18 protein-coding genes and 2 pseudogenes are annotated in these 20362 nt (G+C 47.9%); 4 read left to right on the top strand and 16 right to left on the bottom strand.

The window, feature by feature from the left end; all coding sequences use genetic code 11:
* Nucleotides 1-25 precede the first annotated feature (25 nt).
* From XI25_RS36260 to XI25_RS12965, 5 genes and pseudogenes are all read right to left on the bottom strand, one after another.
* Nucleotides 26-2014, bottom strand: a complete 1989-nt coding sequence (locus tag XI25_RS36260; RefSeq protein ID WP_046678975.1) for an ABC transporter ATP-binding protein — start codon at nucleotides 2012-2014, stop codon at nucleotides 26-28.
* Nucleotides 2015-2026: 12 nt separating this feature from the next.
* Nucleotides 2027-3042 (bottom strand): annotated as a pseudogene (gene opp3C, locus XI25_RS12975) (oligopeptide ABC transporter permease).
* Nucleotides 3042-3968: an oligopeptide ABC transporter permease gene (opp3b, locus tag XI25_RS12970; protein WP_046678974.1), complete on the bottom strand. Its 927-nt coding sequence runs from the start codon at nucleotides 3966-3968 to the stop codon at nucleotides 3042-3044. The pseudogene opp3C and the gene opp3b overlap by 1 nt, the downstream one beginning before the upstream one ends.
* Nucleotides 3969-4042: 74 nt before the next feature.
* The gene (locus XI25_RS36855; protein WP_442950385.1) at nucleotides 4043-4294 is read right to left on the bottom strand and encodes a M24 family metallopeptidase; all 252 of its coding nucleotides are present in this window, start codon (nucleotides 4292-4294) and stop codon (nucleotides 4043-4045) included.
* On the bottom strand, nucleotides 4240-5148 hold the full coding sequence (locus XI25_RS12965) for a M24 family metallopeptidase (protein ID WP_052759596.1): 909 nt from the start codon (nucleotides 5146-5148) through the stop codon (nucleotides 4240-4242). Before XI25_RS12965 ends, XI25_RS36855 begins: the two co-directional genes overlap by 55 nt.
* Nucleotides 5149-5388: 240 nt before the next feature.
* On the opposite strand from XI25_RS12965, the gene XI25_RS32145 reads away from it, so the two are divergent.
* Genes XI25_RS32145 through XI25_RS12955 form a run of 3 tightly spaced genes read left to right on the top strand, consistent with a single transcriptional unit; the run spans nucleotide 5389 to nucleotide 7222 of the window.
* Nucleotides 5389-5688 (top strand): (2Fe-2S)-binding protein, encoded by a 300-nt coding sequence (locus XI25_RS32145; RefSeq protein WP_327204777.1) that lies wholly within the window; start codon nucleotides 5389-5391, stop codon nucleotides 5686-5688.
* The gene (locus XI25_RS12960; protein WP_046678973.1) at nucleotides 5685-6017 is read left to right on the top strand and encodes a (2Fe-2S)-binding protein; all 333 of its coding nucleotides are present in this window, start codon (nucleotides 5685-5687) and stop codon (nucleotides 6015-6017) included. Before XI25_RS32145 ends, XI25_RS12960 begins: the two co-directional genes overlap by 4 nt.
* Before the next feature lie 2 nt (nucleotides 6018-6019).
* Entirely contained in the window at nucleotides 6020-7222 is a 1203-nt protein-coding gene (locus XI25_RS12955) for an NAD(P)/FAD-dependent oxidoreductase (RefSeq protein ID WP_046678972.1), read from the top strand.
* 133 nt (nucleotides 7223-7355) lie between these two features.
* Here the strand turns inward: XI25_RS12955 and XI25_RS12950 are convergent, their stop codons facing one another.
* The 4 genes and pseudogenes from XI25_RS12950 to XI25_RS12935 all read right to left on the bottom strand — a co-directional run bounded on the left by XI25_RS12950 (nucleotide 7356) and on the right by XI25_RS12935 (nucleotide 11904).
* Nucleotides 7356-8795 (bottom strand): aldehyde dehydrogenase family protein, encoded by a 1440-nt coding sequence (locus XI25_RS12950; protein ID WP_046678971.1) that lies wholly within the window; start codon nucleotides 8793-8795, stop codon nucleotides 7356-7358.
* Between the two features lie 20 nt (nucleotides 8796-8815).
* Nucleotides 8816-9708: pseudogene (locus XI25_RS12945) on the bottom strand (dihydrodipicolinate synthase family protein).
* A gap of 93 nt (nucleotides 9709-9801) precedes the next feature.
* Nucleotides 9802-11121: an RNA polymerase factor sigma-54 gene (gene rpoN / locus XI25_RS12940; RefSeq protein ID WP_046678970.1), complete on the bottom strand. Its 1320-nt coding sequence runs from the start codon at nucleotides 11119-11121 to the stop codon at nucleotides 9802-9804.
* 303 nt (nucleotides 11122-11424) lie between these two features.
* The gene (locus XI25_RS12935) at nucleotides 11425-11904 is read right to left on the bottom strand and encodes an anti-sigma factor (protein ID WP_235439855.1); all 480 of its coding nucleotides are present in this window, start codon (nucleotides 11902-11904) and stop codon (nucleotides 11425-11427) included.
* A gap of 284 nt (nucleotides 11905-12188) precedes the next feature.
* Here XI25_RS12935 and XI25_RS12930 point away from each other — a divergent pair, with 284 nt between their 5' ends.
* Entirely contained in the window at nucleotides 12189-12653 is a 465-nt protein-coding gene (locus XI25_RS12930) for a hypothetical protein (protein WP_200901418.1), read from the top strand.
* 204 nt (nucleotides 12654-12857) lie between these two features.
* Here the strand turns inward: XI25_RS12930 and XI25_RS12925 are convergent, their stop codons facing one another.
* From XI25_RS12925 to XI25_RS12900, 7 genes are all read right to left on the bottom strand, one after another.
* Nucleotides 12858-13862: a LacI family DNA-binding transcriptional regulator gene (locus XI25_RS12925; RefSeq protein WP_268794506.1), complete on the bottom strand. Its 1005-nt coding sequence runs from the start codon at nucleotides 13860-13862 to the stop codon at nucleotides 12858-12860.
* Between the two features lie 351 nt (nucleotides 13863-14213).
* Nucleotides 14214-14804, bottom strand: coding sequence for a substrate-binding domain-containing protein (locus tag XI25_RS34600; protein WP_235439859.1), 591 nt, complete (start codon nucleotides 14802-14804; stop codon nucleotides 14214-14216).
* On the bottom strand, nucleotides 14795-15238 hold the full coding sequence (locus tag XI25_RS34595; RefSeq protein ID WP_052759593.1) for a LacI family DNA-binding transcriptional regulator: 444 nt from the start codon (nucleotides 15236-15238) through the stop codon (nucleotides 14795-14797). The genes XI25_RS34600 and XI25_RS34595 overlap by 10 nt, the downstream gene beginning before the upstream one ends.
* Before the next feature lie 15 nt (nucleotides 15239-15253).
* Nucleotides 15254-16390, bottom strand: a complete 1137-nt coding sequence (locus tag XI25_RS12915) for a hypothetical protein (protein WP_235439853.1) — start codon at nucleotides 16388-16390, stop codon at nucleotides 15254-15256.
* Nucleotides 16391-16618: 228 nt separating this feature from the next.
* A complete protein-coding gene (locus XI25_RS12910; protein WP_052759592.1) occupies nucleotides 16619-18418 on the bottom strand; it encodes a glycoside hydrolase family 36 protein in 1800 nt (599 codons plus the stop codon).
* 46 nt (nucleotides 18419-18464) lie between these two features.
* Nucleotides 18465-19361, bottom strand: a complete 897-nt coding sequence (locus XI25_RS12905) for a carbohydrate ABC transporter permease (protein WP_046678966.1) — start codon at nucleotides 19359-19361, stop codon at nucleotides 18465-18467.
* A 14-nt stretch (nucleotides 19362-19375) separates the two neighbouring features.
* Nucleotides 19376-20329 carry an ABC transporter permease gene (locus XI25_RS12900; protein WP_046678965.1) on the bottom strand — a complete coding sequence of 318 codons (954 nt, stop codon included), beginning with the start codon at nucleotides 20327-20329 and terminating at the stop codon, nucleotides 19376-19378.
* Between the last annotated feature and the right edge of the window lie 33 nt (nucleotides 20330-20362).

Below are 20362 nucleotides of genomic sequence, written 5' to 3'. Positions count from 1 at the left end.
CCCTCCTCTAAGTTCGCGCCTCATATTAGACGTGGTGCTGCCGCAGCGCAGGCTCTGCGCCTTCATCCGTACAAGCAACCCAATGACCCTGCCCCACTTCCCGGAAGATGCGGCTGGCATCGTCTTTGGCGTACATAGCATGATCAAATACGATTCGTTTGCGTTTACGTTCCACGACAGGATCGGGAACGGGGATGGCCGAAAGTAAAGATCGCGTATAGGGATGCAGCGGATTTTCATATAGCTCGGCACTGTCTGCCAATTCCACAATGCGTCCTCGATACATGACCGCTATCCTGTCGCTAATATGCCTCACCATGGACAAGTCGTGCGCGATAAACAAATACGTGAGCCCTTTTTCCTTCTGTAAATGCTTGAGCAGGTTCACGACCTGCGCCTGCACGGATACATCCAGCGCGGAGATGGGCTCGTCAGCGATGATGAATTCCGGACTCATGGCCAATGCACGGGCGATGCCGATCCGCTGACGCTGACCACCGCTGAACTCGTGAGGATACCTGTTCGCATGATCGCGGTTCAACCCCACCGCCTCCAGCAACTGATACACAAATTCCCGCCGCTGCCCGGCATCTTTGGCAAACCCGTGGATGTCCACCCCTTCGGCAATGATATCCGCTACAGTCATCCGCGGATTTAATGTTGAGTAAGGATCCTGGAAAATCATCTGCATACGGCGGCTCATTTGCTGGCGTTTTTCCAGGGAGTTCAGCCCGGATATGTTTTCGCCTCCATACAGAACTTTGCCTGACGTGGCTTTGTACAAACCGATGAGGGTTCTTCCGGTCGTTGATTTGCCGCAGCCGGATTCCCCCACAAGCCCAAGTGTCTCGCCTTTGTAGATATCAAAAGTAAGACCGTCGACGGCTTTATGAATTTGACCTTTGCCTAGTGGAAAGTATTTCTTCAGATTCTCCACGGCCACCAATTTCTCCCGGACAGCCTGCAACGTTTTCGCTTTGTCGGGATCATGAAGATGCATCTCCCGTTGGCTTGGGGAGAAATAAGGACGGCTAATCTTTGGTGCATGCTCATGCAGCAACCAGGTGGCAGCGTAATGCGTGGGGGAAATCTGAAACATTGGCGGTTCTTCCATAAAATCAATCTTGAGCGAATACTTGTTGCGCGGCGCAAAAGCATCCCCTTTCGACAGCGACATCATATTGGGAGGCGTTCCCGGGATGGAATATAATGTCCCCTCTTCTGCATGGAGCCCCGGCATGGAACCAAGCAGTCCCCAAGTATACGGATGTCTGGGGTCATAAAAAATTTCGTCGACCGTCCCTACCTCCACCGCTTTGCCTGCGTACATGACGATGACACGGTCGGCCAGGCCAGCCACGACACCAAGATCATGTGTGATGAAAATGATCGACATACCCAGTTTGCTCTGCAAATTCTTAAGAAGCTCCAGAATTTGCGCTTGAACCGTCACATCCAGCGCTGTTGTAGGTTCGTCGGCGATTAATATTTTCGGTTTGCACGCAAGGGCAATCGCTATGGATACCCGCTGGCGCATGCCGCCGGAAAATTGATGCGGATACTGCTTGATTCTAAGTTCCGGATTCGGAATCCCGACCATATCCAGTAGCTCTATCGCTTCCCTTTTGGCTTTGCTCCTGCTGACACGCTGATGCTTTCGGATACACTCCATGATCTGATTGCCGACCGTCATCGTCGGATTTAATGAAGTCATCGGGTCTTGCGTAATGATCGAGATGTATGAGCCTCGAATGCCCTGCATCTGCTTCTCGGTTTTTTGGAGCAGATCCTCTCCCTCAAACCATACTTCTCCCTGTTTAATGCTGCCGACGGATGTATCGATAAGTCTCATGATGCTTTTCACCATGACGGATTTACCCGAACCAGACTCGCCAACAATAGCGAGCGTTTCCCCTTTTTGCAATTGAAACGAGACGCCCCGAACTGCTTGAACCTCTCCCGCATAGGTGTTAAAAGTGACGGCCAAATCTTCTATAACCAAATTTTCCACCATTCAGGCTTCCTCCTATCTGCGCATTTTGGGATCCAGCGCGTCTCTAAGACCGTCACCCAGCAAATTAAAGCTGATCATAATCAAACTAATAATGACGGATGATGAGATCATCATATGCGGATTAATCCGCATCATCTTAAATCCATCATTAACGAGTGTGCCTAGCGATGCGACCGGCGGTTGAAGGCCAAGCCCGATGAAACTGAGAAAGGCTTCCGTAAAGATGCGCCGGGAACGGTAAACATGGACGTGACGATGATAGGTCCCAGCGTATTCGGTATAAGATGTTTCCACAAGAGCCGGAAGTCTTTAGCGCCAAGCGTTCTGGCTGCCAGTACATATTCCTGATCCTTCAGCTTGAGAATTTGACCGCGCACGATCCTCGCCATGCCGATCCAACCGGTTAAAACCATCGCGAGCGTGAGCGTCATAATGCCCGGTTTCAACACCAGAATCAACAGAATAGTAACAATCAGGTTGGGGATTCCCACCAATACTTCGACAATCCGCTGCATTACATTGTCAACCTTTCCGCCGTAAAATGCGGATATGCCGCCATAGGCCACTCCGATAATCAGATCGATGGCCGCTGCGAGAAGAGCAATATAAAGGGATACCCGGGTGCCTTGCCAAACGCGTGTCCACAGGTCTCTGCCGAGCTCATCCGTGCCGAACCAGAAATAGTCGGTAACTCCTTTTCTGGCATATTGGTCGATTCCGTTCATATCCTTGCCGCTGAAGCCAAGCCAGCTTATATTCTCTAAAACCGGCACTTTAGGAGGCAGCTTGGAGCGTACCAGATCCTGATCATCGAATCCGAATTTGCTCATCGAAGGGCCGATAATCGACATAATGACAAGAAGAGCAATAATCACTAATCCAATTAAAGCGGCTTTATTTCTAAGAAAACGCTTGCAAGTATCTTGCCAATACGTTAACGTTCGGCCTGCAACTGCATCCTGCCCTATCATCGAGTTTTCAGCCGTTTCAAACAAATCCTCTGTATACGTTTTGATTTGAGTGCTCATCATTGCTTTCCTCCCGTCAGGCGTATTCTTGGATCAATGACGCCGTACAACAGATCGACGACGAACACGATTCCGATAAACAATGCGGCGTAAAATAAGGTTGTTCCCATGATCATCGGATAGTCGTTCGTCATGATGGATCTGGTAAACTGCTCGCCAAGGCCGGGAATGCTGAATATTTGCTCGATAATCAGCGTTCCCGTCATTAAGTTAATGGTCATCGGTCCGAGCAAAGTGACGATTGGAATCAGGGCATTCCTCAGTCCATGCCTGAACAAAACGGCAGCACCGCTTAATCCTCTTGCTTTCGCCATCACGATGTAGTCCTGGCTAAGAATCTCGATCATCTCCGTGCGCATGAACCGGGCCATCGTTGCAATGACGCCGACAGCCATCGAGATCGTTGGCAAAATGCTGCTCGCAAACCCGTCCCAAAACGCGATTGGCAGCCATTGAAGTCTGACGCCTACCCAGTACTGAAGCAGACCGGCAAATACGAAAGAAGGAATGGATACGCCAAGTACGGATATTATCATCGAAGAATAGTCCAGCGCGCTGTTCTGCTTCAAAGCGGCGAACATCCCTAGTAACAGTCCCACGATGGTTCCCAGAAGTATGGCCTGACCGCCAAGCACTGCCGAAGCACCGATTCTTTCACTTATAACCTTGGTAACTGGCCGACCTTCAAATTGAAACGATTCTCCCAAATCTCCCTTCATTATATTGGTCATGTATTTGACATAGCGGATAGCAACAGGTTTATCCAGCCCATACTTTTCATACAAGGCTTCCTTTTGGGTCGGGGACAGCTTCTCGTCGTTAAACGGCGAACCTGGGAGCGTTTGCATGAGCAAGAAAGTAAACGTGGCGATCACAAGAAAGGTGATAATCATATATCCAATTCTTCCTGCAATGTATTTCCCCATAGACCTACCTCCATAAATTTTCCAAATCGGAAACGCAGGCATTTACCCATGATGGCAGTTTAGCGTGAATGACCCTATAATCTGCGTAATTGTTTTGGATATGTCGTCAGTACCTCAACCTTGCCGTCCGAGTGTACACAAATATCGTCCTCAATTCGTACTCCGCCGATAGCAGGCAGATAGATGCCCGGTTCAATCGTAAATATATGGCCTGGCTGCACGACCTGAGTGTTTCCCCCGTGAATCGAAGGGATTTCATGAAAGTCCAGACCTAAACCGTGGCCGATCCGGTTGTTGAAATAAGCTCCATACCCCCGCGCAGCGATGACCTCTCTTCCCGCCCGGTCGATATGTCCGTAAGGGTGCCGATCTTTATTTCTTCAATTGCCACCAGATTAGACTCGAGCACGATCTCATAAATTTCCTCCTGCTTTTTGGTCCCTTCCCCAATGACAAAGGTGCGGGTGATATCCGAGCAAAATCCGCCCGCATAAACGCCAAAATCAACAAGCAAAAAGTCGTTTTCCATTATCGGATAAGGACCCGGTTTGCCGTGGGGCAAACATGACCTTTTGCCGGTTAATATGATCGTTTCGAACGCCGGCTTATCGCCGCCGAGTTTCCTGATCCTATACTCCAGCTCAGCAGTCAGATCGAGCTCCGTCATGCCGACGCATACCTGTCGTAATGCAGCCTCGAGCGCTTCTTCCGTGATTGCTATCGCGCGGCGGATTTGTACGAGATCATGATCGGACTTGATCAACCGCTCTAACCCGATGAATTCTTCAATGTCATTGGTATTCATGCCGGTAAACAGCTCTTGCAGACGCTCCAGCCTATGAACGCTGAACGTTTTCTTTTCCAACCCGATCGTGCCGATCCGTTTGCTGCCGATTTTGGCGTTTAGCAGAATAAACGGATTATCGCTATCTGAGCAAGGAATCATATCTCGAACGACAGAATATTGTTCCGCCGCTTCCAAATCCAGACTTGGAACGATCATGAAGGTTTGCTTCCGTTCGGCATCGACGACCAGCGCCATGAACCGTTCATGCGGATCGGAGCAGAAGCCGCTAAAGTAATAAATATTCGTTGGATTCGTGATAAGAGCAATGTCAATCTGCTCACGCTTCAAATAATCCCGCAATCTCTTTAATCTTTGTTCATACATACGGTTCATTTTTTCTTTACCTCCTTTTTAGCGATTTGCTCATCCTGCCATTCAGCAAAAATCATGCCAGTTAAACGGTATGATGCATATGCAATGAAAAAGGCTTCTGTCAGCTTTCTAAACACAGCGAATGCTGTATGTGTATAAATTAGGGTTCGAATGACGCAAGAAACCGGACTCATGCTTATTTTCTTGATCCGGTTATCGTTGGCGAGATATTTGCTGGAGAAGTTTTAAATCTTGACTGCAATGAAGAACAGGAAAGGATGGAATCTAATGGAAACGCAATCAGTAATCGTTTGTCGATGTGAAGAAGTGGACTTGAAGCAATTGCTTGAAACGGCCGAACGGTACTCCTGCTCTTCACGCGAATTGAAACTTCGTTCACGGGCAGGCATGGGGTATTGCGGCGGTCGGACCTGTCGCTTGCTTGTCGATTCGATTGTACAGCAGCTCACAGATACGCAGGCATCCAATGAAATACCGCTCAAACATCAGCCGCCCGTTCGACCTGTCACATTTCATAACTTGGGAGGAGGTCTTTCATGAGATATGGTCGCGTTACGAATCATCCCGTATTGGGGACTCTAGACGAACGAGAAAGCCTCCGTTTTCTGTTTGATGATCAAGAATTCGAAGCTTATGAGGGGGAAACCATCGCGGCAGCCTTGCTTGCCAATGGTGTGCGCACACTTCGCCGTCATGAAGAAACCGGCACGCCCCGAGGCATTTATTGCAATATCGGGCATTGTTTCGAATGCCGCGTGACAATCGATGGGATAACCGGACAACGAGCTTGCCTTACTGTGCTGAAGGATGGTATGAATATCCGTTCAGGCAAGACGCTTCCTGCCCCGTTAAAGAAAGGAGTCCATTAAGAATGACAGATGTGCTTATCGTCGGTGCTGGACCTGCTGGTCTATCTGCCGCTATTTCTTGTGCGGAAAGGGGGCTGCAGGTTCAAGTAATCGACGAATTCATGAGACCAGGAGGGAGATTGCTTGGTCAGTTGTATCAGGAACCGGACGGTTCTTGGTGGAACGGGATCGAAGAAGCGGCCAAACTTCAAGATAAGGCTGCATCACTAGGCGTCGAGCTTCAACTTGGCATATCCGTTATCGACTTAAATCATTCGGAAGACGGCTGGATGGTTTATACGTCGACCGGTATCCTCAAAGCGCCGGCCCTCTTACTCGCGACGGGCGCAGCAGAAACGGCTTGTCCTATTCCGGGTTGGACGCTGCCGGGTGTCATGTCCATCGGCGCCGCTCAAGTTATGACGAATGTACACAGAGTCCGCGTTGGTATGCGTGGAGTCATTGTAGGGATCAATGTGCTGTCGATGGCGATTGCGCAAGAACTTGAGCTCGCGGGCATCAAGATTGCCGCCATGGTGCTTCCCGCTAAAAATATGATCAATAATGATGCGGGGGATCCTAGAAAAGTGATGCAGTCCATCGTCCGCCTCGGTCATCTTGCGCCATCTCCCCTACTTCGCCTTGGCAGCGGCTTCATGCGCTATACCCCTCTGCAATCCTTGGGACTTCGCTTATATCCCAAAGGAGGTTTTAAGGTTTGGGGGATTCCTGTCCAGCTGCGCAAAGCTGCAGTAGAAATTGAAGGCATTGAGAAAGTCGAGAGCGTACGGGTGGCGAATTTGTCGCCGGACGGCAATATTGTTCCGGGCACTTCTAGAAGCTTGCCAGTCGATTTCGTGTGCATGGCCGGAGGCCTTTATCCTTTAGCCGAACTGGCGGCAGTCGCCGGCTGCCCCTTCTGGTATGTCCCTGAATTGGGGGGACATATTCCGCTTCACAATGCTCGAATGCAGACGCCGCTCGCAGGGCTGTTCGTAGCCGGCAATATTACCGGCATTGAAAGCGCCAAGATCGCTGCTGCTCAAGGCACCGTTGCCGGCTTATCGATCGCGGCTTTCCATCAAGTCAGCGGAACTGAAGAAGATCTGCGGGAATCCATTCAAAATCTTCGTATAACTCGCGCGAAGGCTTCGATTCAGTTTCACCCTCAAGTCGCCGAAGGACGGCGGCGGCTGGAGTCGATGTACAGCGAAAACTTCAGTTAAAAATGCGGCAGGGAATAACTCATTCCCGGCCGCATTTTTTTAGATAATTTATATGTTTTGGAGTCCCCGCAAAGTATTTGGAATAAGCATCGAAGCTTAGGCTCCACTTTGTGGGGGTATTTAATGTTATGAGCTACGTATAACTTATTCCGCAAGTTTTCACATCGCTATAGAAATCCAGTGCCGCTTGCCCTTGCTCTCGCGAGTGCGAACTTGACATTTTCATTCCGCCAAAAGGTGACTGATATTCCACGCCGGCCGTCTCTTGATTGACTCGAACCATACCGGCTTGCGCATCGTCGAGAAAGCGCAGACCGTTCGATAAATCCCTTGTAAACACTGAAGCGCTTAGCCCAAAAATCGATCGGTTGCATAAGTCAACAGCATGTTCGTAATTGTCGGCCTCCAGCATGACGGCAAGCGGACCGAAAATTTCCTCTTGAACAAGTGCATGATTGCTCTCGATGCCCCTAACAAGCAACGGATAAACGTAATGCCCCTGGCTTTCGGTCACTTTTTGGCGGCATTCTGCGATCACTTGAGCTTCTTCGCGGGCCATTTGGACATAAGACATGACGCTTTGAAATTGTGAAGATGAAGCGACAGGCCCTAGATATGCAGCGGGATCAAGCGCCGGCCTAATGTTTAGCGACTGGACCGCTTTCTGCATCGCTTCGGTAAACGCGGGGGCGATTTCACGTTCCACGATGATGCGGCTGGTTGCCGTGCACTTTTGCCCTGCCGAACGGAATGCCCCGCTCAGGATAGCCGGGACCGTTTTGTCCAAATCCGCGTCTTTCAGCACAACGGCTGCATTTTTCCCGCCCATTTCCGTCTGGTATTTGATATTGCGTTTCGCGCACGTGGATGCAACACGCAGGCCTGTACCGGTTGATCCGGTAAAGCTGACGGCATTCAGATCGCATTCCTCCAGCAGCGTGCCGCCAATTCGGCTCCCTTTACCGATGACGAGATTCAACACGCCGTCTGGCAGTCCGGCTAAATGGAATATCTCCGCCATTTTGGTTGCCGTTAGAGACGCATATTCCGCTGGCTTCCATACGACCGTGTTTCCGCAAATCAGGGCGGGGGCTAATTTCCAGATCGGTATCGCCACGGGAAAATTCCACGGCGTAATCAGACCGACAACGCCTAACGGAACACGCTTCGTATATTGCAGAATGTTCGTATCATAGGCCGGAATCACGCTTCCGAACGAACGAACACCTTCCGCCGCATAATACTTTAGCAAATTTACACCCCGTATGACTTCACCTTTCATCTCCGTAATCGGTTTTCCCATTTCACGGCTGGCCAGGGTAGCCAATTCTTTGAGATTACCTTCGAGCGCCACCGCAAGGCGTGAAAGATGCTCCCCGCGTTTGGGAGCTGGTAGTCCCGCCCAACCTGAAAATGCCATGCGTGCGGCCTGTACGGCTTGGAGCACATCAGACTTGCCAGAGAGATGAAGAACGCCTACTTGTTCCTGTAGAGCTGACGGATTCATAACGACGAGGTTTCCTTCCGTCGGCGTACTCCACTCCCCGCCAATCCAGTTTCTGCTTTCTAACATAAAAAAACTCCCTACCTTTTTTATTCTTGAACGATTCTAATGGGCCGGTTGACAGCATATTTGTACGCTTCCTGAACTGCAAGCCGGTCTTCTTCCGGAAGCGGCAGCCTAGGAGGACGACTCGGGCCAGCCGGTTGACCGACTAGATCCATTACATATTTGATCGCCTGTACCAGGCGCGGATTGGCATCAAAATGGAATAAAGGCAATAAATAGCGGTAAAGTTCAAGCGCTTCGTCTACACGGCCCGTTCTTGTCATGTTAAAGACCTCGATGCTTTCTCTCGGAAATGCATTGGCGAATCCGGCGATCCAACCGGTAGCCCCTGCCAAGCACCTTCAAGCGCAAGATCGTCAACGCCGATCATCACTTCCAAATCGGTCTCCCGAAGAATGTCGTAAACCCGGCGCACGTCACCGGAAAATTCTTTGACAGCAACGATGTTTTCGAATTTAGACAGCTTCTGAAGGATGCAAGGCGTCAAATCAACCGGGTAATCATAAGGATTGTTATATACGATAACCGGCAATCCCGCATTGGAAACCGCCTTATAATGGGCTACGACCTCATCTTCAGTAGGCTTATAGTTGATCGGCGGCAGCGCCATAACTCCTTCTGCACCTTTCTCTTTGGAAAACTGGATCAATTCGACCACTTGTTTGGTGGAAGGTGCTGCTCCGCCGATAACTACCGGCACACGTCCCGCAGCCGCGTCGATGGTTGCCGTGATCACCTGGGCTCGTTCTTCGCTTGTCAGAGTGGCATACTCGCCGAGCGACCCTGTCGGAATAATGCCGTCTACGCCCTCTTGAATCAACCAGTCAACATGTTCCTTTAAACGTTTGAAATCAACTTCATAAGAAACGGTAAAAGGTGTTACAGTTGCAACATAAATCCCGGGAAATTTGCTCATTCTGCGTATTCTCCTCTCAATTTTTATGCTCTTTCTTGTACAACTCGCAAAGCATGTTCGAGTACGCATCCCTCCTTACCGTAATTCACGGTCTCATCCGTTTTTCTTCCGCAGGGAGGAGCATAAGATATGTTCCTCTTCACGGTATTTGGCAACGGTTCTGCGCGATAAACAGATTCCTTTCTCATTGAGCATATTCGTAATATCTTGGTCGGAAAGCGGTTTTCTCTTGTTTTCCCCGTGAATCATTTCCTTGATCATGCATTTGATATTTTGAGCCGAGATGTCTTCACCTCCGTTGGTTTGAATGCCGATTGAGAAAAAAAACTTCAGCTCAAATATGCCTCTTGGCGTACGAATGTACTTATTTTTAACCGCGCGGCTGACAGTGGACTCGTGCAAAGCAAGCTTTTGCGCGATGTTTCTCAAAGTCATCGGTCTAATTCCCGATGCCGTTCCATTAATAAAACCAACCTGTTCCTCCACAATGGCCGTAATTACTTTTAACAGCGTTTGATTACGTTGGTTCAAACTGCGCAGCAGCCAATGAGCCTCCTTTATTTTTTCTTCATAAAAGCGAGAAACTGCTATATCGTTAAGACCGTCAACCATATGAAGATACTCTTGGTTAACGCTGACTTTTACGTGATCTCGGTAATTCAGCTCGATGACATACTGGTTGCTGTTCATGTAGACATGGGCATCGATGATGATGTTTTGCTCCTCATCTGGCACAAAAGCTAGACCAGGACGCGGATTGAGTGTGCGAATATATTTTAGGATTCTAGACACCTGCAACGGTTCGATGTTCAATTCTTTGGAAATTTTATCGGTTCTTCCTTTGGAAAGATCTTGCAAATAACCTGAAGCCACCTCCAATGCCCCTTTTATTGCAAGCGGATCTCTTTCTATTTGAATCGTTAGGCATTCCTGCAAGGTTCTCCCTCCAACACCCGGGGGATCAAACGATTGAAGCGTCCTGAGTGCGGTTTCCATCACATCGCTTGACAAATTCAGCCCTTGTGCGGCTTCCTCCAGACTTACTGTCAGATAACCGGCCTCGTTCAGGTTACCGGCCAAATAGGAAAACGCTTTAAATTGTTCTAAGGAGTAGCTAGTCATTCGGAATTGGTTTATCATCCAGTTTTCCAGCGTATCCCTTGTTGTAGCCTTAGTATCGTAAGCGTCAAGTGGGCTGAAATTGGATTTTTCCATATTTTTGACGCCGGAGCCGGAATAGAATGACTCAGATAACCATTCAATCTCTATAAAAGGATTCTCTACTGCCTGTTCCTGAAGGTATGAAGCAAGATCCATTCCAGCTAGCTGAAGAATGTGAAGGGACTGCTTCAGCTCAGGGGTAATGAACAGTTTTAAGTGCTGTTCCTGATTCAGTCGATACGCCATCTGCATATAGTACATCCCTCCCGTAATCCAGGTATTATTCATTAACAACAAAGCAATTTTCATGCCAGTGTAAAGAAATGCAGATGTTCATCTCGAACCTATTTTTCTCTAAGACAGAGCCGAAAAATGAGTCGTGATGTATAATTTTAAAGGGAGGAACTTATGATCATAAATAAAAAAAACGCTATTCATGCGGACTTTTAAACAAATACATTCGTGTTACTTAACATTTATTAAGATTCTTTGATTAGGTAAATACCCGCCTGATCTCTTTTGCAATGACATTCATTAGATCTTCCGCCTGACTCTCTATGACCCGGCTATTTTTCCTCCCCTTGGCTGGCTGCTGTTGGCGTCCGGTTCGACGGTGATTCCGATTTGATCAAAAGTCTGACCTCCGGCGAGCCGGTAAGTCAGTATTCCGGATCCGTTTTCGTCCGGCTTGAATATGCCTCCATTTTCCCTCGTGCCGTTTTTCAGCAGCCAAACTTGGTAAACCTGTGAACCTTCGACGCCGGGCAATTCGTGAACCTGCACCACCAAATTTTTCTCTGATCCCTGCTGGACAATATAGGTGATGCCGTTTGTTCCCGGGTTGCTTTGATTGGCTGCTTTTAAGGGAATGGCCGTTAAAATTTCAAATGGTATTTTTGCGGCATGGCGATTTTTTTCCTGTACATTCGCTATTCCAAGACCAAGAATCGAAAGCAACAAGACGGCCACGATACTGGCTGAAACAGGAGTGAACTGGCTTTTGAGCATCAAGGCAAGTTTGCTTATCATAGCCATGAATGATTCCGTACCGCTTTTCCTTTTGTGATAAAAACAACCCCCAGCACTTCGCCTTTTAGCGATTCAGGCACCTCGATTTCGGTATAATCAAACGGCAAAGCATGCCAGGCCTGGGACAATTCCTGATATTCTTTCTTACAGTCCGTACAATTCTTTAAATGTTCAACAAAAGAGAATACCCTTACCAATAAAGCAAATCGATTAATTTTCTTTGCGCCGTCGGCAATTTGATTTTTCGCCGTCGCAATATTATTCGTTTTTACTCGTTAAGGGAAACCTGCATGGACAGCACTTACAATATCATGAATCTGCGCAATAATACTCCACGCAGCGATTTTTGCGGTTTTGCGGTAGATACCGGAAACGAAGACTCCGGAAGCATGATTGTGAAATACGAAAGCGGCATGCACGCCATGTATTCGCAGAACTTCTTTGCCCGCAAAGGTGCTGGGCGGCGTGGTACAAGGCTGTACGGCTACAAAGGCACCGTGGAATTCGATTTCATCACGAATGAAATCAAAGTATTTAACCATATGAGCGATAAAGTAACCGCCGTGCGTCTTGATGATCAAGGTTCGCGTCATGGCGGCGACGATATTGTACTCGTGAGCAATTTCGTGCACCTGATGCAAGACAAAACCACCGAATCCGTAGGCCCGCTGATAGACGGCATCCGCAGTGCTTTTGTGTGTCTGCAGGCCAAAGCGTCTTCTGAAAATGATCAATTTTATCCCGTCACTTTATGAACGGTAACGAAGAGGTCACTTTTGTTATGTACATCAATGGCAGGTAACTCACCTTGCTGCCGCGAAAAAAACACCTTCAAGGTATTCTCCATATCATCCGATATGGTTGAATATCCTTGAAGATGTTTCAATTTGCCTCACACCATGAAGTCGGTCCCAGTAGCTTAAAAGACAGACTATCGTATTTCCAAGAACTCAATAAAATCATGAATTAGCCCCACAGCTCTTACGAATCACAAGCTCCGTGGGTACGGTAACGTGCAGCGCTGCTTCTCTGCCGCTTTCGATTCTGTCTACCAGAAGCTTTACAGCAGTCGTCCCCATTTCTTCAGGCAGGGCTTTAACCGTCGTTAAAGGAGGTTTGACATATTGCGCTATATCAATGTCGTCGATACTAACGATCGCAATATCTTCAGGAACACGCAAGCCGAATTCATCCAAAGCCCGAAGCGCTCCGATAGCCATCGGGTCGCTGGCAATCAGAAAAGCTGAAGGAATATCGCCTTGTTCAATGGCTTGTTTCATTAGCTGGTATCCCGCATCGATCCCCCATCCCCCTGTATGGAGATCCTTGTTCCGAAACCAACCTTTCTCCGTCATTAGAAAACGATACATTCGTTGGCGTTCATCGATATAATACTGCTTGTTATCTTTAGAGAAGATGTAACTTGTTCCTCCGATGTAACCGATTTTTTCGTGACCCAATTCAAAAAGATGCTCCATTGCCTGTTTTGCCGCTTTTTCCAAATCAAAAACGACAGCGTCGCATTGATCGGAGCTAATATGATCCACGGAAACCACATGCATATTCGGGTTCTTGGAACTCGTAATAAACGAGGTGTTTACTTTTCCAATTGCGATAATGCCGTTCAAATCCGATAAATCCATATCCCGATTTGAACCTTCGACCCAGCGAAATACTCTGTGAATCTCGATCCCGCGTCTCAAACACTCCCGCTCTACACCAAGACGGATAGACAAATAATACGGATCGAAATACTCCAACTGCTCCGAACACCAAATAAGAAGGCCCACTTTAATATCAGGCTGCTCTTTAGTTTTACGCTTACGCTCTGTTTTTTTACAGTAATTCAGTTTCTTTGCAATTTCAATAACTTTATTCTTTGTCTCTTCTGGCACATTAAAAGAAAGGTCGTTATTGAGCACTCTGGAAACGGTCGCGCTCGATACCTGCGCTAATTCCGCAATATCCTTAATGGTAGCTATCTAAATCACACGCTTTCTTCACTATACTCAAGCTGTCTCCCGGGATTATCATTCCAGGGCAAGAACTCTTACATATATATTCAATTATACCTTTTTGATTTTCAAGTTGCGAATATGAAATGCCGAAACTTGCATAAGAAAAACGTCTATCCATCTGCTTTCTAAGAAGCGATGGCCGCACTTAGCTGTAGTTTTCTATGCGATTATAGTATGTTTAAGCTCCGTCCGTTTAAAACTTTTACTACCATAATCTAAAAAACCTGTATAATCTAGTATCTACTAGATCAACAGGTTTTAAACTTTCAGATTAAAAGTGGTCCAATCCATTCACTATCAAATGAGGTTCCCGCAGCTTTCCCGAATCATCAACTCTGTCACTACATTCACATGCATTGAATAGTCCCTCCCGGTCAGGCGGTCAATCATCAGCTTTACGGCCGTGCATCCCATCTCTTCCGTATAAACTTTGACTGTTGTAAGTGGAGGATTGACGTACTTGGATACATCAATCCCGTCAATGCTGGTTATCCCTACTCGTTCCGGAATTTTAATGTCCGATTCATGCAGTGCTCGCAAAGCGCCGATTGCCATGAGATCGCTGGCCACAAAAAAAGCCCTCGGAAGATTCCCTTTTCCTATTGCACCCTTCATCAGCCTATAGCCTTCTTCCGCTCCCCAACTGCCTACGAACATGCTCTCTTCCTTGAACAGCCCGCGTTCTTCCAACATTATTTCATATGTCTTCTGCCGTTCGTCTTTGTAAAACTCAATCCCGTCCGCTGTCCTGATGTAACTTGTTCCCCCAATGTAACCGATCTCCGTGTACCCTAACTTCAGCAGATGCTCCATTGCCTTACGGGCTGCCTTGGAAACATCAAACTGAACGGAATCATGCTCTTCGGAGGACCTGTAATCTACGAAAATGATAGGAAAATTCGGGCGAAGCGTTCCAGGCTGATCTCGACTTTGCCGACAACGATCAACCCATCTATATCCGAAAATTCGATTTCAGGGCTGGTATCATTCATCCAACGGTATATTCGTTGTATCATCACGCCTTGTTTGGTACATTCCTTTTCGATCCCGTGCCGGATGGACATATAGAATGGATCGGATAACTCAAACTGTTCTGAGCACCAGAATAACAAACCGACATTCCAGTTCTTCTTTACGCCAAGGTTGTTTTGTTTTTTGCTCGGTCTTTGGCGATAGTTTAATGACTTGGCGATCTCGAGGATGTTTCTTCTGGTTTCTTCCGATACGTTGAAGGAGTAATCCTTGCTTAAGACCCGTGAAACGGTGGAACTCGATACCTTTGCTATTTTTGCAATTTCTTTAATGGTGGCGATAAGAATCACACACTTTCCTCGGGGTTACTTCACTACCCATACGACTATTTTCTGGCCCGGTTCCACGTTGAGGCGAATTGAACTGACGGTTCCAGAGCCATAAACATGCTGAACCTCCGCTTGACATTCAGTGCCATCTACGGAAAATACGCCCCATTCGCCCGGAAAACGGGCTTCCCAAACGAATTTCGGACCGGAGGCGTTTACCAAGATGCTTTCCTGGTTGTTTCTGTGCGACAGGTGAATTTCATTGTCCCATAACGGAACATTCATCGCCGTACCCCATTGTACGGGATGTAAACGCGGCAAAGTCACCAATATTCGATCGGCTGCATTCGGAGCCATGCCCATCATTCCGGTGATTATAGAAGAGATGACGCTGTAGGACACTTCAGGATATGAACGTCTCGACGTATGTGGAGAGGAGAGATCCAGCAGCATTGAGTATGCGATTTCATGTAATCCATAGTTATAATAGATTTCCGCTAAATAAGAACGTTCCTCTACATTGTTTCCGCCATGCTTGACTACATCCGACAGCGCAGAACTCATCCGAACACCGTTCTTCACCAAACGGAAATATAAAGGAAAATAATGGGCTGAAGCGTAATATGCAGTATAAGGCGAACCATCCTGCATGATTGCTCCGTTAAAACGTCCTGCCTTCTCATTCCACCAGTCTTGATTATATATCCCGCTGATACGTGCAGCCTTTTCGGCATATTTATGTGAAAGATCTTGATGGCCGCGCAGCGTCTGGATTTGAGAATACGCGCGGTACCCGGCATAGAGCGCCGCCACGAGATCACCGCCCACAAGCGGATGAAGGCCGTCTTCCACATAAGAAGCAATGCCTCTGCGGCCGTAGTGGACATAATGTTCAGGCAGCCCGTCGCCATCTATATCCCAACGTCTAACATAGTCGGTTACCGAACGGTCATAAAAGTGGAGCATTTCGTGTTTTTCAATATAGTCCTTATCTCCAGTCCACTGATATTGCCGTAAACAACAATCGATCACATCGAAATTCGCAGGCAAATTATACCAAAAATCACCGTCATTTTCATAATCCACAGGTGCAGGAACTCCATCCTTCGTAATTTCCCAATAGGAGCACCAATCTCTGTCTGCGCTAATATGCCTGGCAAATTGGTACAGCATGTTTTTGTTATGTTCCCGCAGTCCCAGTAAATGCGCTCCGGTGCTTTGATGGGCTATGTCACGCATACAAAATGCGTCCCTCCCGGGCAAAGCGGCCTCATACCATGGACCGACCGGATCATCGGCATGAGCGTAAAACAGGGCTTGCTTTTTAGCCCATTCAAAGGTTTCATTTAACTCGGAGCTGGAGGAATCGAAAGTGATATGGCCGATGGGCAGCGTATTCAATCATTTCACCTCTCTTTTGATCAAGGCAAGACCGGCACCCGGAATTTGAAGGCTGTGAATGCCTGCGCTGAAGTTCATCTCGTAGGAATCGACCCCGTGACCTCGGGCGTTGCGAACTTCTACTTGGGCCGCTCCCATATCTTCATCGGTCTCAAGAACCAACCGCGTATGAAACGTGCCGTTCACGATAATAAGCCTTTCTGGGACGTGATCCCCCACGCGGATAACCGTATCATCATATGCACATATAATCCGTTTTCCCTCCGTTTCTGCACAGACGGTAGCATACAGCGAATCCGGTTTTCCCGGTTTAAAATCTCCTTCAATCAAAGCATCGCGGTGCTCGTGCCAGAAAGACAGCCAGAAAGAGACCATTTCTAAATGCTCTATCGGGATTTGGTCGAGCTTTACGGAAATTTGTGGTACGGAAAACAATATATTAATCAGCTGCAACGCAACGCTTTCCAACGGCTCACTCGGATTCCACATGATCATATCCGAATGGACAGCGGTTTCGCCGCTGAGAAGTCTAACATCAATCGTCCGAATCCGGTTCTCGACGGCATCATTCGGGCAATCGGTGGCTCGAAGCATGTTCCCGTATTTTTTCATCAATGGTCCGATATAGTTCTGCCGGAATTCAATCAGGATGTCCGGTTTGATTGCCTTTAGTCTTGTAATCACGTCGCTCATCAACCGGTCAACGGCTTCCGGTACGGAAGTGAAGTCCATTTCGGGATCCGTTTTGTCTTTGGTCTCTTCCGTCGCATAAAAGCTGTCCACAAAATCCAGCTTAAATCCATCCAGATCCCAATCGCTAACGGCCTTTTCGTAAAGTCTGATCGTATATTCGCGAACTTCGGGATATCTTGGATCAAGCACACCGGCACCAAGATTTTCAAACACGGTCAACATTTTATGTTCGAATCGGTGCCAGGCATCGCTTTTCATACCAACAAACGGCACGGAGTACCATAACATGTATTTCAAGCCGATCGCATGCACGCGTTCGACATGGGCTCTCATATCGTCAATTTTCTCTTCGCATACAAGCCAATCCCCGCAATACCAATACCCTCTGGCGTTATCGGAGGTTTGCCATCCGTCGTCAACAATGACCATCCCGCATCCAAGATCTTGCGCCAGGCGGCACTGCCTTTCGATTTCCTCGGGGTTCAGCTGTTGATGGAAACTGTACCATGTGGAATATACGGGCAGCTTTGCCGCTTCCGGAACAGGAGCCGGTTCCAATCCCGGGAGGGATGCCCACCAGCGCTGCACTTCATTGAGACTTTCATAATAAGGTATATCTCTCGCATCCAGGCGAAGAACGGCTTCATACGTCCGGATCGGAGCCATCGGCTCCGTGAACAGCTTCACCGAACACTTGAATACCGACGTTTCCTCATGGACACCAGCCAACATGCCAACCGCGTTTAATGCGTCGGAATAGGCGAAAGTCAACCGATTCCGGCCCATCGTATTGAACAGGCAGCCCACGGGAGCGGAATATGTTGCCTTTGAGATAAGTTCCCGTTCCCAATCCACATGCAGGCGCCGATTCCGGTATGCGGCGGGATGCCAATAACCATGAATATCAACGGCCGGAATATGCCATACGATTTCAACCGGCGACGGCTGCACCGGAGCATTCGCTTCCAACCGAATTTGCAGCAGTTCGATGCCATTGCTTACTTTTTGGGATGACAATGTAATTTGAAACAGATGATCCTCGCCAAGAATTGAAAAATGATATTTTCCGGTATTTAGCCTGCTTTGTTCTATCATTATTAGATTCACAGAAATGCCCTCCATTTTTACTCGTCTATTGCTTGTTTGATGTTTTCTAGCCTTTCACGGCCCCCAGCGTGATGCCGCCGACAAAATATTTTTGCAAGAATGGATATACGCATGCGATCGGCAACGTAACGACCATGGTTACGGCAGCACGCAGCGTATTGCTGGATATATTGCGATATTTCGAATAAGCCGCCTGCGCGTCCTGAATTTGCTGCAGCGCCTCGACTTCCAGCAGAAGCTTGCGGAGATACGTTTGCAGAGTATCCCACTTCCCGTTTGAGTTGTACAAAATAACGTCAAACCATGAATTCCAATGGCCTACCGAGCTGAACACCGCAATGGCAGCAAATACCGGCATGGAAATGGGAATCACGACATTGACATAAATGCGCAGTTCGGAAGCGCCGTCGATCCGCGCGGACTCGAACAATGACTCCGGCAAACCTTGCATGTATGATGCCATCAGAAGCATGTAATACGCATTGAGAAGGCCAGGTATCCAATATACGTTAAACGTATTGGTCAGCCCGAGCTTAACCATCAGCAAATACGTAGGAATCAAGCCGCCGCCAAAATACATCGTGATCAGGAACAATATGCGCATGAATTTTCTTCCGGAAAAATTGCGGATCGTAACGACGTAGGCAAGAAGTCCGGTCATGAACACACAGGTAACGGTTCCAACAACCACACGTAAGACGGAAACCCATAAGCCTGAAAACAACTTTTCGTTTTTCAGTAAGAACATATAGGAATCCAGCGAAAAAACCCGGGGAAAAAAGTAGATTCCGCCCCGAGCGGCATCCACTCCGTCATTCAGGGAGATCGCGAGCAAATTTACAAACGGATACAGCATCAGAAACATAAACACAATCATGAATACAATGTTAAACGCATCGAAAATACGACTGCCGATGCCGGGTTTTACTGTTTTCGAATTCACCGTTGTCCGCCTCCCTATAAAATCGAAGTATCCAGCGCTTTTTTACTGATACGGTTCGCAGTGAGCACAAGCACAAGCGAGATGACGCCCTTCAATAATCCGATCGCTGCGCCGTACGAATAATTGCCTAGCTGAATTCCGTACTTATAGGCATACGTATCGATAACTTCGTGATATTCCCTTGTTTGTGAGTTACCTATCAGCAGCTGCTGCTCGAAGCCCGCATTCAAAATGCCGCCGATCCCGAGAATAAACAACAATACGATGGTCGGACGAATGCTTGGCAGTATAATATGCCACACCATACCGAACCGCCCCAGACCGTCCACTTTACCCGCATCAAACAGTTCGGAATCCACGCCGGCGATCGCGGATAAGTATATAATCGTGGACCAACCGACATCCTTCCATATATTAGTCGTGGTCAGCACGCCCCAAAAGTACTTGCCTTCGCCCAGGAAGGCGATTGGCTTGTCGATAAAACCAAGCCTCATCAGCATGTCATTCACAAATCCTTCATTGCCCAGCGTAGCAAACAAAATGCTGGCTACAACTACCCAAGAAATAAAATGCGGCAAATACGATACCGTCTGAACAAAACGCTTAAAGAATCGTCCTCGCAGTTCATTGAGCAGCAGGGCCAATACGATGGGCGCCGTAAAACCGAATACGATGCCGAGCCCGCTGATTGCCAGCGTATTGCGGAGCACATGCCAAAAATCGGGAGAGTGGAAAAATGTTTTAAAATGCAAAAAACCTACCCATTCACTCCCGATTATCGGCTTGCCGGGAATGTAGTTCATAAAAGCGATGATGATTCCATACATCGGCAGATAACAAAAGATAGCCACCCATATGATCATGGGAATGCTGATCAACCATAACTGGCGCTCCTTATATAAGGTCCGCTTGATAAGATCGAATCGTGATTTTCGTTGTGTTGGTGTATGTACGACTCCGGTGTTCACCCTGCCACCCTCTTTCTAAAGTCAAAAAAATTT

The sequence above is a fragment of the Paenibacillus sp. DMB20 genome, from assembly GCF_000987955.1.
GTDB lineage: Bacteria > Bacillota > Bacilli > Paenibacillales > Paenibacillaceae > Paenibacillus_AQ.
The sequence above is the reverse complement of the archived record's forward strand: the minus strand, read 5'-3'. Positions and strand labels throughout refer to the sequence as shown.